Annotated in this window: 10 protein-coding genes; 2 read left to right on the top strand and 8 right to left on the bottom strand. The window is 37.1% G+C overall.

Features of this window, described 5'->3' with window-relative positions; translation table 11 throughout:
- Nucleotide 1: 1 nt before the first annotated feature.
- The 7 genes from cas7e to HMPREF0848_RS03170 form a co-directional block, all read right to left on the bottom strand.
- On the bottom strand, nt 2–1,069 hold the full coding sequence (cas7e, locus tag HMPREF0848_RS03200; protein WP_008534589.1) for a type I-E CRISPR-associated protein Cas7/Cse4/CasC: 1,068 nt from the start codon (nt 1,067–1,069) through the stop codon (nt 2–4).
- The gene (casB, locus tag HMPREF0848_RS03195; protein ID WP_008534588.1) at nt 1,059–1,652 is read right to left on the bottom strand and encodes a type I-E CRISPR-associated protein Cse2/CasB; all 594 of its coding nucleotides are present in this window, start codon (nt 1,650–1,652) and stop codon (nt 1,059–1,061) included. The genes cas7e and casB overlap by 11 nt, the downstream gene beginning before the upstream one ends.
- A 9-nt stretch (nt 1,653–1,661) precedes the next feature.
- On the bottom strand, nt 1,662–3,329 hold the full coding sequence (locus tag HMPREF0848_RS03190; RefSeq protein ID WP_008534586.1) for a type I-E CRISPR-associated protein Cse1/CasA: 1,668 nt from the start codon (nt 3,327–3,329) through the stop codon (nt 1,662–1,664).
- A complete protein-coding gene (locus tag HMPREF0848_RS03185; protein ID WP_008534584.1) occupies nt 3,316–6,096 on the bottom strand; it encodes a CRISPR-associated helicase/endonuclease Cas3 in 2,781 nt (926 codons plus the stop codon). Before HMPREF0848_RS03185 ends, HMPREF0848_RS03190 begins: the two co-directional genes overlap by 14 nt.
- 293 nt (nt 6,097–6,389) lie before the next feature.
- Entirely contained in the window at nt 6,390–8,315 is a 1,926-nt protein-coding gene (locus tag HMPREF0848_RS03180; RefSeq protein WP_008534582.1) for a DUF2207 domain-containing protein, read from the bottom strand.
- A gap of 97 nt (nt 8,316–8,412) precedes the next feature.
- Nucleotides 8,413–9,681 (bottom strand): dihydroorotase, encoded by a 1,269-nt coding sequence (locus HMPREF0848_RS03175; protein WP_008534580.1) that lies wholly within the window; start codon nt 9,679–9,681, stop codon nt 8,413–8,415.
- Nucleotides 9,682–9,700: 19 nt separating this feature from the next.
- A complete protein-coding gene (locus HMPREF0848_RS03170) occupies nt 9,701–10,354 on the bottom strand; it encodes a uracil-DNA glycosylase (protein WP_008534577.1) in 654 nt (217 codons plus the stop codon).
- 215 nt (nt 10,355–10,569) lie between these two features.
- Between HMPREF0848_RS03170 and HMPREF0848_RS03165 the strand changes: the two genes are divergently transcribed.
- Together HMPREF0848_RS03165 and HMPREF0848_RS03160 are read left to right on the top strand one after the other, a co-directional pair.
- Complete coding sequence (locus HMPREF0848_RS03165; protein ID WP_008534576.1) at nt 10,570–11,766, top strand: cation diffusion facilitator family transporter; 1,197 nt, start codon at nt 10,570–10,572, stop codon at nt 11,764–11,766.
- Between the two features lie 239 nt (nt 11,767–12,005).
- A complete protein-coding gene (locus tag HMPREF0848_RS03160; RefSeq protein ID WP_008534575.1) occupies nt 12,006–13,352 on the top strand; it encodes a DUF1958 domain-containing protein in 1,347 nt (448 codons plus the stop codon).
- 191 nt (nt 13,353–13,543) lie between these two features.
- Here HMPREF0848_RS03160 and HMPREF0848_RS03155 read toward each other — a convergent pair.
- Nucleotides 13,544–14,284 (bottom strand): IS110 family transposase (locus HMPREF0848_RS03155; RefSeq protein ID WP_008534574.1); only part of this gene is annotated, 741 nt, incomplete at its 5' end.

The following is a 14,284-nucleotide window of genomic DNA, read 5'->3' as shown; positions in this document are numbered from 1 at the left end:
TTTAAATGTATTGGGCTATTGTTTCTGAAAAATCTTCTAATAATTTTGAAACTGAATCTTTTTCCTCCCCAATTTGTTTTAGATTTTCGCTCTCATACAAAGTAACATAGAAGGTCATAAGTGGTTTGTCTACAAATTTCTCAACCTTAACAAACTCTTTGGCGAGTTTATCAATAGATTTAGTAACATAGCCTTTTATTGATTTAACTGGTTCTTCAAATGCACTGACAAGATTAACCGGACGATCACTTCGAACCGTTACAATTAAAGTCTGTGGTAGCGTTTGATTAGCAAATGTATTTACTTTCCCTGTAGGAAGTGACTTTACAAAAGCCTCAATGAACAAAGATAAACTATTCTCCAACAATTCTTCATTTCCTAATTGTTTTGATAATTCATGAATCGCAACATTTGCGTATCGATATAGTGTAGAAGAATTAAATTCTACCGTTCCAAGCATACCTGCCCCTGCATTATCCTCTGTAGCTAAATCATCAACAGCCGTAAAGAAATCAAATTCAGTTTGTACAGCATGTGTGGAAATGGCATGTGCAACCTGAGAAGAAGAATCCTCATTAAGATTTGGATCTTCAGCTACCATTCTACCAAACAGGGCAATATCAATAGATGGATCTGCATTAGCTAACTTTTGGAGCTCTTTTTTATCTGTTATATTGTCATAGGCTGCTTGAGCTAACTTCTTAGCTTGACTATCACCCATGAAATAAAGTGCTTTAACTTCACCTTTTTTCTTAATTCCAGCAGCTATCAATACTTTATCGGCTTTTTCCAATGCATTATCAATACTGATAGAACTATCTAGTTCTACAATTTTATTTGCAACGTATCTCACAATTTCTTTTGTTCGAATACCAACATTTGACTGAGTACCATGAGTATTAAAATATTCTCTCATCGCCTTCTTCCATGATTGAGAACTCACGCGAGATCTTCTAACTCCTCCATACTGAGCCGTTTTCGGGCTACCTGTATCATCTCTATTCATATTTGAAGGTGGTAAGGTTTGGATAGCATGAATATCCAAAAATAATCGTTGTTTAGTTGTCATTGTTTTTTTCTCCTTTGATTTGTTTATAATATGCTCTTGCCCAATTTAGGCGGACATTTTCTTGACCATTATTTAAAAACCAATATAAATCATTTGCTAGATCAGCGTAATTAACCTGAATCATCGGTGACTCCACTTTAAGTAGCGAAATCAAATGCCTTAAATGGTAAGTAAGTTCTTCAAACGTTGATGAGGTAATCATGGTATTAAATCGTCTATCAATTGCAGTGGTATCATCTTCTTTCCTAAGCTTACCAAGTGCAGAACCTATATTTTCATAGGGCTTAGATTCATCTAGCATCACACTCGTTGAAACACCTTGCTGATGCAATGCATACAATTGAAGCGCTGTATAAATAGCTAATTCCTCATAGCTTGGTTGCTGATAAAAACTTAAAAATTCCTCTGGTAAATTTTTGAACAGAATTGGCCACATTTCTGTTGCTTCACTCAAGGGTTTCCCCAATGTTTTCCTAATTTTTGCTAGTGTAGCTTTATCATATGTTTCCTCTTTTTGGTTACTCAATTTAAAAATAATCTTGTTTGTAACAGTCCAAACTGTTTGTTTAGTTTGATGTGACATTCTATACTCCTATTTTAACTGTTGACGAAGCCAATAATCAAACGAATTATAGGCAGTTGCAATATTCTTAATTCGCCCATCTTTTTGGATACCAAGATAGTCCCTTGTACCCCCTTGATGTAAAATAACTTCTGCTTCAGCTTTAACTATTTTATTCAGTAAATCTCTCCATTCTTGTATCTTAGAATCTTTATCATCTTCTGGTTGAATGCTAGCTAACCATTGTCGGAAAGGTTGGTCAATTTTGAAATATAGACTTTCAACCATCTGTTGAGTATAACTACCATTAGAGATATTTCGAATTTCCTTTATATCATTAATATACGTTTTATATGTTCTAGAAATAATTTTTTTTGTTTCTTCTACTGCTTCATTGATACGAGGAACCCAACCACCCTCGTCTAAATCCGTTAAAACCAAATCATTGATAAAAATTGAGTCAATAACCTCATCCGTTGGAAGCCATGAAGTAGCGTTTCCATCGTCCTGCATACTAATTGCAACAATATTTGATAGTCGATTTCCTATTATATCATCAATATATGTAAGCCAATCGATAACGCCAGGTTTTCTATGTTGAAGACTAGTATCTTTTATAGATAACAAGCCAAAAGATCGCCATAAAGATTGATTCAAAAGATGTTTCTTTGGTGTATAGGTATCCCGATTTTCACCCGAAACATTATACTTCCAAATTGTCATTGGCTCCAAAAAATTATCTCTATGATTGATATCAGGTAATTTCACAATTTCAAAAGAGAAAGGTTTTTTTAAATTAAAGTCTGGATCAATATAGATTCCTCTACTCCAAATAGTATATAAACTAGCTATATTGGTAATACCTTTTTCATCAAGGTAACTTTTGATGATATCAGAACTTTTAAGTTCCCAACAAGGTCGCTGAATATTTTCTACATTACCACATTCATTATACGGTGAAATATAATTTAGTAACAACGTTTCGAATAGAGTGTTACCTTTAATGTAAATAGCACCAATATCAAATAACCATCCTTTCGAAGATTTATATTTTTCATTTCCAAAAATGACCTTATCGGATAATCCTGAATACCCTTGAAATGTAATTAGCCATCTAGCTAATTCTGTCGCAGTTAGAGTATTTTTATTTTCTTCATCTTTTGGGGAAAATAAAGCTACCTTATTTCCACTTTCAGATATAATTCTATTTATATTTTTACCCAAAATCCTACTTGCTTTAGCCTTGCTAATTTTATCTCTAGTAATTTCTTCTTTCGTTACCTGAAAAAATGGATACTTTTCATCAAATAAGTAAAAGCGATCTCGCCATTTTTCTAAGTATTGATTAACAATATTTGGAAATCTTTTATTAGTCCAAAGTTTTTCCCATGTTTCATAAAGAGCTTCTTCATAATTCTCAATATCCATCTCATCCACTGGTTCAAGCTGATTCCATCCTTCATCAATAGTAAGATACTCATAAGCATTTCCATCTATATCAAATCGAGAAAAAACTGTATGCAAAACAGCCAACAATACTCGTAATACCGCAAAATCTTGTGTTTTCGTATCTCCTGCTAATTCTTTATACTGATGAGCATTTGTAAATAAATCCTGTAAAGAAACATCTTTTGTGGATCCTTTCTCGTCATAAACAACAGAAATCCAGGGTTCATCAAGTAAATTAAACCGACTCATTCTTATCCAACCTTTCTATGGTAACGCCATATTTTTCATCATATAATAGTTTAAATCCATTCAGTATAAACTCATTGTTTTTATCAAAAATAATCCCAAGAGATCCCTTTAACCATGATGAGTTTCGCCATTGACTTAAGTGGCTATTGTTATATCTTTCAAGCTCATTAATCGTTTGATCAATATTATAGGCTTTGGATAAACTCATCGGAAGTCGTAAAGTATTTTGTGCTACCTTTTTTGCAATTATAGGATCAGTAATATTCTGAGATATATCTTTATTTTCTATGAACAAACCATACCCATCAGATATTTTTTTTAAAGCAATCACTTCAACTGTATCTTCAATATCTCGAACTTGAGCATATGCTTTTTCTTCACTATCATTTGGATGGAGGTTCTTTAACCAACCAATCAAACTGTTAGTTCGAACTCTCGATTTTTTTAAGACAGGATTAGCAATACGGTATGACTTTGCCTTTGTTTCTTTATTTTTAATCTTATCATCGTGTTCCATCTTAGCATCCAAATATTTTTGGTGAAGTTCTGGTTTTGGAAATGTAATTGTTAAGTCTGAATTATAAACCTTTTGGACTAGCGGTGAAATATCATCAGGAAGTCGTATTTCATCTGGTAAAAAGTACTGAGTTCTAGCTAATAGGTAGTTCCCATAAACCAAACGTGTCCCTTCATCAAAATCAAACTCTTCAAATGTTCCTAAAACATAAAATCTTGCTACTTCATGCTTTTGAGGCCGTTTGATTTTGTGACGATGTAGTCGTCCGATACGTTGAATGAGTAAATCCATAGGCGCAAAATCGCTTATCAGTACATCAAAATCAATATCTAATGACTGTTCAATCACCTGTGTACCAATGATGATTTTCTTCGGAGGACGCATTGCTTTTTTCCCAATTTCTTGCAATAAGTCCTTTTCCTTTCGGATTCTTTCAGTTGCTATGAAATTAGAATGGAGCAAATTTACCATATCATCTCCAAAAATATCTGAAAAATTTCTTGCCAATTCTTGAGATTTTCTCACCGTATTGACAATTATTCCCACTACTCCACCATTGTCAATAGCTTCTTTTACAATATCAAATAACCGTTCTTCTGGTAAACGATGAATGTAGATATTCTTTTGTTCTTGCTTTTCGAACGTTTTAACTTGATGAATGTTAGGTCCGTCATTATAAGTGATTAAAGGATAGGCGTCAATTTTTATCTGATCTGTATTTTCAATATCTCGCCATTTCACTCCCATTCCAGCCATATAGCTTCTTATGAGTTTTTCTCTTTGTTGGGCAGGTAAAGTTGCTGATAAAATAACTACAGGAACACCATAAGCTCCCATCCATCTGATGGCTTCCAACAAATATTGGCTCATATAGGCATCATAAGCATGAACTTCATCAATAACAACAACTTTTTTACTAAATCCCAAATGTCGTAAGGCCAAATGTTTTTGTTTTAAAGCCACCATTAAAAATTGGTCGACTGTCCCAACTACAAAATCATCTAATGCTGAAGTTTTTCTCCCAGAAAACCACTCATTGACAAAAATACTACCGTTTTCCGAGTCGTCCATGTTAATTGTATTTCCTTTAGGTAGCTCAATAAAATCCGTATTTAAGGCTGCTTTTCCATGAACCAGCTGAATGGAAAAATGATCAGAATTGTTACCCTTTATATTCTCTGTCCACTGTTCAATCCTCTTAAAAATTCCATTGGAGGTTGCTTGTGTGGGCAATCCAAAAAACAATCCACTACATCCTTTTTTACTAGATAACTGCTCTGATACCGCTAGAGCCGCCTCTGTTTTCCCGAGTCCCATTGGCGCTTCCAGTATCACTATCCCAGGATTAGTCGTCTTTTCGATTGTTTGTGAGAGTATCAGCTGAAAATTTCGTGGACTAAATCCAAATCTTTCCTGATAAAGAGTAACAAGGTCAACGAAAGTTTCAGGTTGCCACAAGTTAGATTTTTTCCACTTTTTAAACCCAGTTTCAATACGTTGACTCTTGCTTTTCACATCAGTTTCATCCAAACTTAACAAAGGAAAAAAATGCTCATTACTAGCAATCCAGTCAGACATTATGAGTAAACCTGATAGAATAACTTGAGCAGGCTGTTTGATTTTTGGAAGCTGAGACACAGAATTAAACCCTGTTTCTGTTAAAGCCCAGTTTAAAAAAGCTTCTTGAGTTGACTTCCATTTCTGATAAACGAGACTATCTTTCTTTTCATCCTGGTAATAATTGGAGGGATAGCTCTTTTGAGAATTTAAACCGTCTAAATCATCAACTGGTCGTCCATGGTGTCCACCAATAATTGTTGCAATATCTTCCTCCACGCCATAATGGGATAACAAATATTGACCTGCAATACTATGATGGCTCTTTTTAGGGGAGGCTAGTTGGAGGGAACTAATACCAGAAAAACCTGCGCGTTCCAATTTTTCTAACAATTGAATATCCAAATCTACTGAATTTGCATAACCTTTTTGCGTCTGAAAAGCTGGTGTTGCTTTACCGATATCATGAACAGCTCCTAGGAATTGTGACAATCTTTTCCCTTGATTTTCAATATTTGCTTTAGCATTAATAGAGTTTTCAATTAATACCTTTTGTCCTTCACTTAACCAATGTTCCCATAAGAGGCCTGCAATATTTTTCGTGTCTTCTAAGTGTTGAGTTAATGGTAACCAAAGAAGTCTACCATTTTCCTCTGTTTTCTTAGCCCAAAAATTATCGTGAATCTGTTTCATATACAAATTTCCTTTAACATTGTATCACCTCTATATTTTATACCTAACACAAAAATTAAACAATATATAATTGAAAGAGCTTCCAATATTTCATTTAATAGCTCTTTCTTCATTACCAACTATCACTTTTAACACCCAAAAACTCCCCTTATAGTCTCTAGTGAAATAATGTGTTATTGTCACTGTCTCTATAAAGGGAGTCTAGTTATTTTATATTTTTACGTATCCACCTTCAACTACAAAGTATAGTTATTAAAAGCCGATACATTTGGTAAGTAATTGTTTTTCTGGTCTTAGAAGGCACCTCCACCTCCGCCTCCTCCACCACCAGAGAAGCCACCACCACTAAAGCCTCCACTACCACTACTTGAGTTGATAGAAAAGTTACTTACAGTATCTGAAGCAGAAACATAATTTTGCAATGCAGTTGAATTATAGAGCATGGCAAAAGATACAGGTGAATAAGTGAAGGCATCTAAAGATGGATTGCTAAGGTGAATGTTGTAACGTTTCAGGACGTCACTAACTTTCTTGGCCTGTCCATAAAGTGTCGCATAAACTAGAATACGATTCCATAAAACAATGGATTGTAATTCTGCTTGATTAAACTGCCCGATACTCTTAATCATGTTGTTAAAACTATGCCATTGATAATAAATATCCGAGTTTTCTGGAACAAGGCACCCGTTTGCCCGCCCATTGATTTGAAGACGATAAATAAGATGCATGGTAATAACTGGGAAGAAAATGAGTAAATATAAAAAGGATAAATTAGAGGAGAAACCAATTGAGAGAAGGAAGAAACCAATAGCAATGAGTACATAAAGAGATATAAACATTATGTTTGCTACTGAAGATAAATGCGTTTCTGAAGGAGTCAGCTGCCTATACAGGCTTGGTAATCCGAGTTGCTTTTCTTGATTTTCGACACCTTGGGTAACCCTTGTAGCATCTTCTAAAAACAGACTTCTAATATTTCTACCTATAGAACGAAGCTTATCTCTTTCTGTCCTATTTTTAGCTTTTTTATACTGACTTTCAATTTCACCTTCGTTGATATAGTATCGTGAGAACATATCTTTCTCTTTGACTTGACTTTGACCATCAAAGAGCATGTCAATAAAAGCTACTTCAAAATCGGCTAAACCATCACTTTTAACAAATTCAAGGATTGGCTCTCCCCTTGATTGACTAAAGGATAAATTTCCTCTATCTATAAGATCCAGTATCGTTGCTTGGACCATATGGTTAAAGGATATTGGGTAAGTCACACTATTCAGACCACTAATGTCAAATCGTTGGTTGTAGACGTTCTGAGCAAGAACTAGAGGAGCTAGATTTTGAGGTATGTCATAGAGTCTACTATCTTTTGGAAAACGTGGTGGCCTAGTGCTTCTCAAGACTGAACTATAAAACACAATAGCTAAAACAAATAGGACGAGGAGAAGTCCTGGGAAAAGACCATAGAAAATGATGTGATAAATCTTTCTATTTCTCACAATATCATTTTCCTGTTTTAGGAATTTATCTTTAGCTGAACTATTGATGATATTAGTGGAATTTTTAGATTTTAGACTTGGTGTCATAGGCCAATAAGCATGAAGTTCGAGTTTCCCCTTTGCAGGAAAATGATCAAACTGAATATTATAGCCTTCATCCGTCCTTTGAACCTGAGGATTTTTTTGAAAGAATCCTGCATGAGCATAAAGCTCACCCTTATTGGAATCTAAACCATCAACAGTAAAATCAACATGACCAATCGACTTATCCCAATCGGAAATCGGAAACCAATTGAGGACAGCAACATCTGAATAAAGATTTAAAATACGATTAATTTGCCAAGTAACCTTAAGAACAACTTTATCACCACTATGCCCCTGGTTGTAAACTTTCAGCTTAGTTCCATCTGATAATTCTGATGCTTCAACCTTAACATAGGGTTTGGTTTGGCCATTTACTGTCGCTGTTACCGTTGGATTACCACTAATGTAAAAACCATCTGGAACTGGCTTTGCACTACCTAATGTGACATACTGCCCATGGTAATCACTCTCAAAATCATAAGTAATTTCCTGCGTAAATGTAGCACTACTATTATCCGAAATACTTAGATGCCCTTTGTATGAGGGGATACGGTAACTAACGTCATCAGCTTTAACAGAAATTACGGGGACTATAAAAGCTATTAAACAACCAAGCCAAATCAAAAATTTTTTCATAATCTCTCCTTACTGCTAGCCCTAAAACCAAAAGAAATGGCAATAGACAAAACCATAACAATTTCATTCGGTTTCTCAAATAAGAAGGGGCGTAAACTTAGGCTTGATAAACAATCTCACCGTCACAGATAGTGTATTTGACACTTCCCGTAAGCTCTTCACCGACAAATGGTGAATTGGCCGCTTTAGACTTAAAGTCTGCTGTGACCTGACGTTTTTCTTTATCTGCAAAAATCACAAGGTCAGCTGGTCCATTTTCAGCCAAATAACCGGCATCGAAGCCATAAAGCTCAGATGGATTGCTGGTCATCACTTTCAATAGCTCAATTAAACTCAAATGGCCTGCATTGACCAAGTATGTCAATCCAAGAGATAGAGACGTTTCAAGTCCTGTCATTCCTGATGGGGCTTTAGTCACATCAGCCACATTCTTTTCGTCAGCATGGTGTGGCGCGTGGTCTGTGGCAATAACAGTTATCACTCCAGATTTCAATCCCTCAATAACGGCTTGACGGTCAGATTCCAAACGAAGTGGTGGATTCATCTTGGCATTAGCACCTTTTGAAAGCAAGAGGTCTTCAGTTTTTGAGAAGTGCTGTGGTGCTACTTCCGCTGTGACTTGTGCTCCAAGTTTTTGAGCAAATTCAACCACTTTGACAGATTCAGCTTTTGACAAGTGTTGAATATGAACATGGGCTTGGGTATCATAAGCAATCATGACATCACGCGCAATCATACTGTACTCAGCTACACCAGTTGCTCCACAAATATGAAACTCTTTTTTAGCAATATTTTCATTAAATCCGAGAATACCATTAAGGTCAGGGTCCTCTTCGTGAAGGCTGATAAAGGTATTATTCTCTTTAGCCAACTCCATGGCCTTTTTGACAATTCCAGCATTGGTCAATGGAATACCGTCATCTGAGAAACCAGCAGCACCTGCTTCAAGCAAGCCCTTGAAATCAGTGATGTTTTCACCATCAAAATTCTTAGTGATTGTTGCAACAGACTTCACATGGATATTTTCTTTAGCTGCTGAAGTCAACACTTCCTCCAAGGTTTCCTTGTCTGAAATCGTTGGATTTGTATTAGCCATCATTACAACAGTCGTAAAGCCACCCGCCGCCGCTGCTAAGGCACCAGTATGAATGTCTTCCTTGTGGGTTTGGCCTGGTTCACGGAAATGAACATGGATATCCACCAATCCAGGAGCAACCACAAGACCAGTCGCATCAATGACTTGAGCATCACCTGCGTCAATATTTTCAGCGATTTTAACGACTTTTTTACCATCAACAAGAACATCAGCTTGCGTGTCCAAACCTGATTTAGGGTCGACAACACGGCCATTTTTAATAAGTAACATAATCTTCCAACTTTCTATTTTACTTCAACCAATCAATTGGGGATTGGCCTTGAGAGACAAGGTAGGTATTGGCTTTTGAAAAAGGCTTACTACCAAAAAAACCACGATAGGCCGACAAGGGACTCGGGTGGGCACTTTCAATAATGGCATGCTTAGGATTAGTCACTAGAGACTTCTTCTTACGAGCATAGCCGCCCCAAAGTATAAAGACAACGGGACTATCTTTTTGATTGAGGACCTTGATAACAGCATCTGTGAACGGTTCCCAAATCTGACCGGCATGCCCATTGGCTTGACCTGCTGGAACAGTCAGACAAGCATTAAGCAATAGCACCCCCTGCTTGGCCCATGTCGTTAAATCATGATGCGTTCTGGGCCCAAGATCCTCTCCCAATTCTTTGAGAATATTAACCAAAGAAGGTGGGGCTGGAATCGTCTCAGGCACTGAAAATGACAAGCCTTGAGCCTGATTAGGACCATGATAAGGGTCCTGTCCAAGGATAACCACCCGAACCTCTTCGAAAGGAGTCTCTAACAAAGCATTAAACACCTTGTCACGTGGGGGATAAACGATTCCTTGGCTATAGACCTGGTCCATAAACTGATTTATCTTTGAAAAATAATGGTCCGGCAAAGCTTCTTTCAAAAGCCTATGCCATGTCGAATGTTCCATAAAAACCTCTTTTTTAGACTGTTTTATCCCCTAAATTATACCATAAATGTGTAGGGAATATTCGGAAAATACTGAAAAAGGCTGACTCTTTGCATTCTCCTTCTGACTCTCATTTTAAAATCGAACAAGCATTACGATAAAAACCAATACAACCTTTAATTAGCTATCATTTTATGCTATAATAAACACTTGTATTTAAACAAAAGGGTAATTCTATGACGACGTATGAAAACTTACGGGCGGCGAGGCGAGGTCCCATCGTTAGTATCGTAGCCTACATGCTCCTAACAATAGCGAAACTTCTCGCTGGACACTTTTTAAACTCTAGCTCTTTGATAGCTGATGGTTTCAACAACTTGTCAGATATCTTGGGAAATGTAGCTCTCCTCATTGGACTACACCTGGCTAGTCAACCAGCCGATTCAGACCACAGGTTTGGCCATTGGAAAATTGAAGACTTATCAAGCTTAATCACCTCCTTCATCATGTTTGTAGTGGGCTTCCAAGTCCTTATCCAAACAGTCCGAAAGATTTTTCTAAGAATTGAAACTGTAGTTGATCCTCTTGGTGCTACCGTTGGAGTCCTCTCTGCCATCGTCATGTGTGGCGTCTACTTTTACAATAAGAGTCTTGCCAAAAAACTGAAGTCCAGCGCCCTCATTGCGGCTGCTAAAGACAATCTCTCTGATGCTGTGACCTCTATCGGAACCTCAATTGCCATCGTCGCAGCATCTTTCAACCTTACCATCATTGACTATATTACTGCCATTATCATCACTTTCTTCATCCTAAAGACAGCCTACGATATTTTCATGGAAGCAACCTTTAGTTTATCAGATGGTTTCGATGAGAAAAATCTCAAGGCCTATGAAAAAGCCATTCTGGAGATTCCTAAAGTTACTAAAGTTAAAAAGAAACGTGGCCGTTCCTATGGAAGTAACATCTACCTTGACATTGTTGTTGAAATGAACCCCGATCTCTCTGTTTACGAGAGTCATGCCATCACTGAACAAATCGAAAAAGTCCTCAGCAAGCGTTTCTCTGTCTACGACACTGATGTCCATGTCGAACCAGCTGCAATTCCTGAGGATGAGATTTATGGCAATGTCCTCCATAAACTTTCTCGAAATGAAAAGATATTTCTATCAAAAATTCCTGACTATGAAAATCTTTTAGCCCCTGATTTCTACTTGATTGATGAAAATGGACATCATCACAACCGCCAAGAAGTCATTGCTAACCAACAACCGCTCCTTAACAATTATAAAGACTTTAAGATGACATCCGTAAGTCAAAAAACCAAATTAATCAGTTACGAATTGGAGGGAAATTTCCATACCAGTATCTGGCGTCGAAATGAGACATGGTTTATGATTTACCATCAAGTAACAACCATAAAAAATGACAAGTAACGAGCAAATGGCTCGTTTTTTCTTGTCACCAGCACTATTGCCTACAACATTCAATAGATTCTAAAAATTGCATTAAATTCTCCAAAGATGCTAAAAGACTAGGTTTTATATGGTATAATGGGAATAATAGTCACTATCAAATAAGAAAATTTCAGTTTGAGTGACATGCTTTTACTATTATTGAATGTGAGGAGGTTCTTGCTAAGTCAGAGCCTCATAGATAATAAAGGAGACACATTATGAAAAAGAAAATTGTTGCCATCCTTTTAACAGCTTGTCTGGCTCTAGCACCAGGTTTGTCTAGTGCTGACGAGTTAATGGATATCACACATGCTGCTGGCTATACTGAAGCTACGGAGGCCTATCGTCCTAAGTCCACTCTCCTAATTGATGGAAATACTGGTGACGTCCTCTGGGAAGAAAATGCTGATGAAGTCCGTGACCCTGCCTCTATGTCCAAGGCTATGACGCTTTATCTGGTCTTTGAAGCCATGTCTAAAGGTGAGATTTCAGAAGATACTGTCATCACAGCTACTCCTACCGACCAAGCCATAGCTGAGATCTATGAAATTTCCAATAATAAGATTGTCGCTGGTGTCCAATATACCGTTTCAGAACTCATTACCATGACTGCTGTGCCGTCTTCAAACGTTACAACCGTAATGTTAGCCAATTATCTGACCAATAATGATCCAGATAAATGGATTGATAAGATGAACGAGAAGTCTAAAGAGCTGGGAATGACCCATACCAAATGGTACAATGCTTCTGGCGCTGTTGCTGTTGCCTTCAAAGGCTACTACAACCCCCAACGCTATGATATCAACCAAACCAACCAGACGACTGCACGTGATTTGGCCATCATGACCTATAACTTTATCAAGAAGTATCCGAAAATTCTCAATTACACCGACAAACCAGTTGTAACGGTTAAAAAAGGAACACCTTATGAGGAAACTTTCGAAACCTACAACTACTCTATTCCTGGTGCTAAATACGGTATTAAGGGAGTTGATGGTTTGAAGACAGGTTCTAGTCCAGAAGGTGCCTTCAACTATATCAATACTATCAAACGTGGCGATCAGCGCATGATTGCTGTCATCATGGGTTCTGGTGACTGGTCTGACCAAACAGGGGAAGAAATTCGCCATACGTTTGGGAATGCTCTTGTTGAGAAAATGTACAAAGACTTCTCTTACAAGAAAGTTTTAAGTAAAGGCGAGCAAAAAATTGACGGTAAAAAATATGATGTCGCAAAAGATGTCTATGCCACTGTTAAAAAAGGCCAAGAACCTAAAATCTCTGTCAAAGATGACCAAATTGTGGTTGATAATGGCCTAAAAACAGTCTCACCTAAAATCAAAGCTACTTCGGTTAAGGCTACTAAAGTTAAAGGCTGGTTCGATTTTGGAAGTAACCAAAAGGGTAATGCAACCACTAATACTAAAGGAAGTAACAGACTACCTGTTTATTTCTGGTTCTTATGCCTTGTCCCAGTTGGACTTCTATACTTGATTTATCTTAACGAAAAAGGCCATCGACAAAAAGTCAAAGAACGCAAACAAGCTCGACAATCTAACAAGTAAAAAAACGGCTCTTTTCTACCATTTGTCAAGTCTATCAAGGCTTTAAGTAAAAAAAAGAGATAAGACAGTATCTATTCTGAGGTTACTGTCTTATTTTTAACCCTTTTTTATCCATAAATGGGCATGCTAAAAAAACACCTCATCTGGTATTTTTTGAAACAAGGTGTTACAATAATACGGCATAGACAGCCTTATTGATTTTGGGTCAAAGAGTAATCGTAAAGTTTGTTATGCGTAATGAGGTAATACATTGTTCGAATGAGACGATGTATAGAGGCAATCGTATGTGGCTTAGTTGAAGCTATTGTCGATTGTCTTTTTCGTCTCTCATAAAAGTCAGCGATATGGCAGGGATTAGTATGACTAGCTGAAGCGATGTTGTGAATACACTTGAACAAGATTTTTCTGGCATAGGGATTACCTCGTTTAGTGATGTGTTCCTTGGCGAGAAAGTTCCCAGATTCGTAGTGTCTCAGGTCAATGCCAATAAAAGCGTTGATTTGATTGGAAGACTGAAAGCGACGAATATCTCCCAGTTCGCCAATGATAGATGTCGCTGTGGTTTCTGCGATGCCAGGAATTGACCGTAAGATGTCATACTCTGGTAAAGGCTGAGCTAGAGCTACCATGTCGTTTAAGACAACTTGTCTGCGTTCAGAAAGACGAAGCAATTCTTGAGCATAGTAACGAACCTCTTCAAGCATTGGAGAGGTTTTCTTGACCGCACAAAAAGATTGTTTAGCGAGTTTTATAAGTTTATCAGTTAGGTAAGCAATACGTTTTTCAGAGATGCGTTTGGAGGTAGATTGACGGATAATCTCACACAAGTTACTTTGAGATAGGCTTAATACAGCCTCTTTGCATGGAAAAGCCATCACTAAGTTCCAATATTGCTCTCCAGTAGGTGTGGATAATAGATTTTCCAATTCAGG

The sequence above is a fragment of the Streptococcus sp. C150 genome (assembly GCF_000187445.1).
Taxonomy (GTDB): domain Bacteria; phylum Bacillota; class Bacilli; order Lactobacillales; family Streptococcaceae; genus Streptococcus; species Streptococcus raffinosi.
This window is presented reverse-complemented; position numbering and strand designations above follow the sequence as displayed.

Excerpts from the sequence above, each read along its gene's own strand:
- cas7e (WP_008534589.1), bottom strand. The coding sequence starts at position 1,069 with ATGACAACTAAACAACGATTATTTTTGGATATTCATGCTATCCAAACC.
- casB (WP_008534588.1), bottom strand. The coding sequence starts at position 1,652 with ATGTCACATCAAACTAAACAAACAGTTTGGACTGTTACAAACAAGATT.
- HMPREF0848_RS03190 (WP_008534586.1), bottom strand. The coding sequence starts at position 3,329 with ATGAGTCGGTTTAATTTACTTGATGAACCCTGGATTTCTGTTGTTTAT.
- HMPREF0848_RS03185 (WP_008534584.1), bottom strand. The coding sequence starts at position 6,096 with ATGAAACAGATTCACGATAATTTTTGGGCTAAGAAAACAGAGGAAAAT.
- HMPREF0848_RS03180 (WP_008534582.1), bottom strand. The coding sequence starts at position 8,315 with ATGAAAAAATTTTTGATTTGGCTTGGTTGTTTAATAGCTTTTATAGTC.
- HMPREF0848_RS03175 (WP_008534580.1), bottom strand. The coding sequence starts at position 9,681 with ATGTTACTTATTAAAAATGGCCGTGTTGTCGACCCTAAATCAGGTTTG.
- HMPREF0848_RS03170 (WP_008534577.1), bottom strand. The coding sequence starts at position 10,354 with ATGGAACATTCGACATGGCATAGGCTTTTGAAAGAAGCTTTGCCGGAC.
- HMPREF0848_RS03165 (WP_008534576.1), top strand. The coding sequence starts at position 10,570 with ATGACGACGTATGAAAACTTACGGGCGGCGAGGCGAGGTCCCATCGTT.
- HMPREF0848_RS03160 (WP_008534575.1), top strand. The coding sequence starts at position 12,006 with ATGAAAAAGAAAATTGTTGCCATCCTTTTAACAGCTTGTCTGGCTCTA.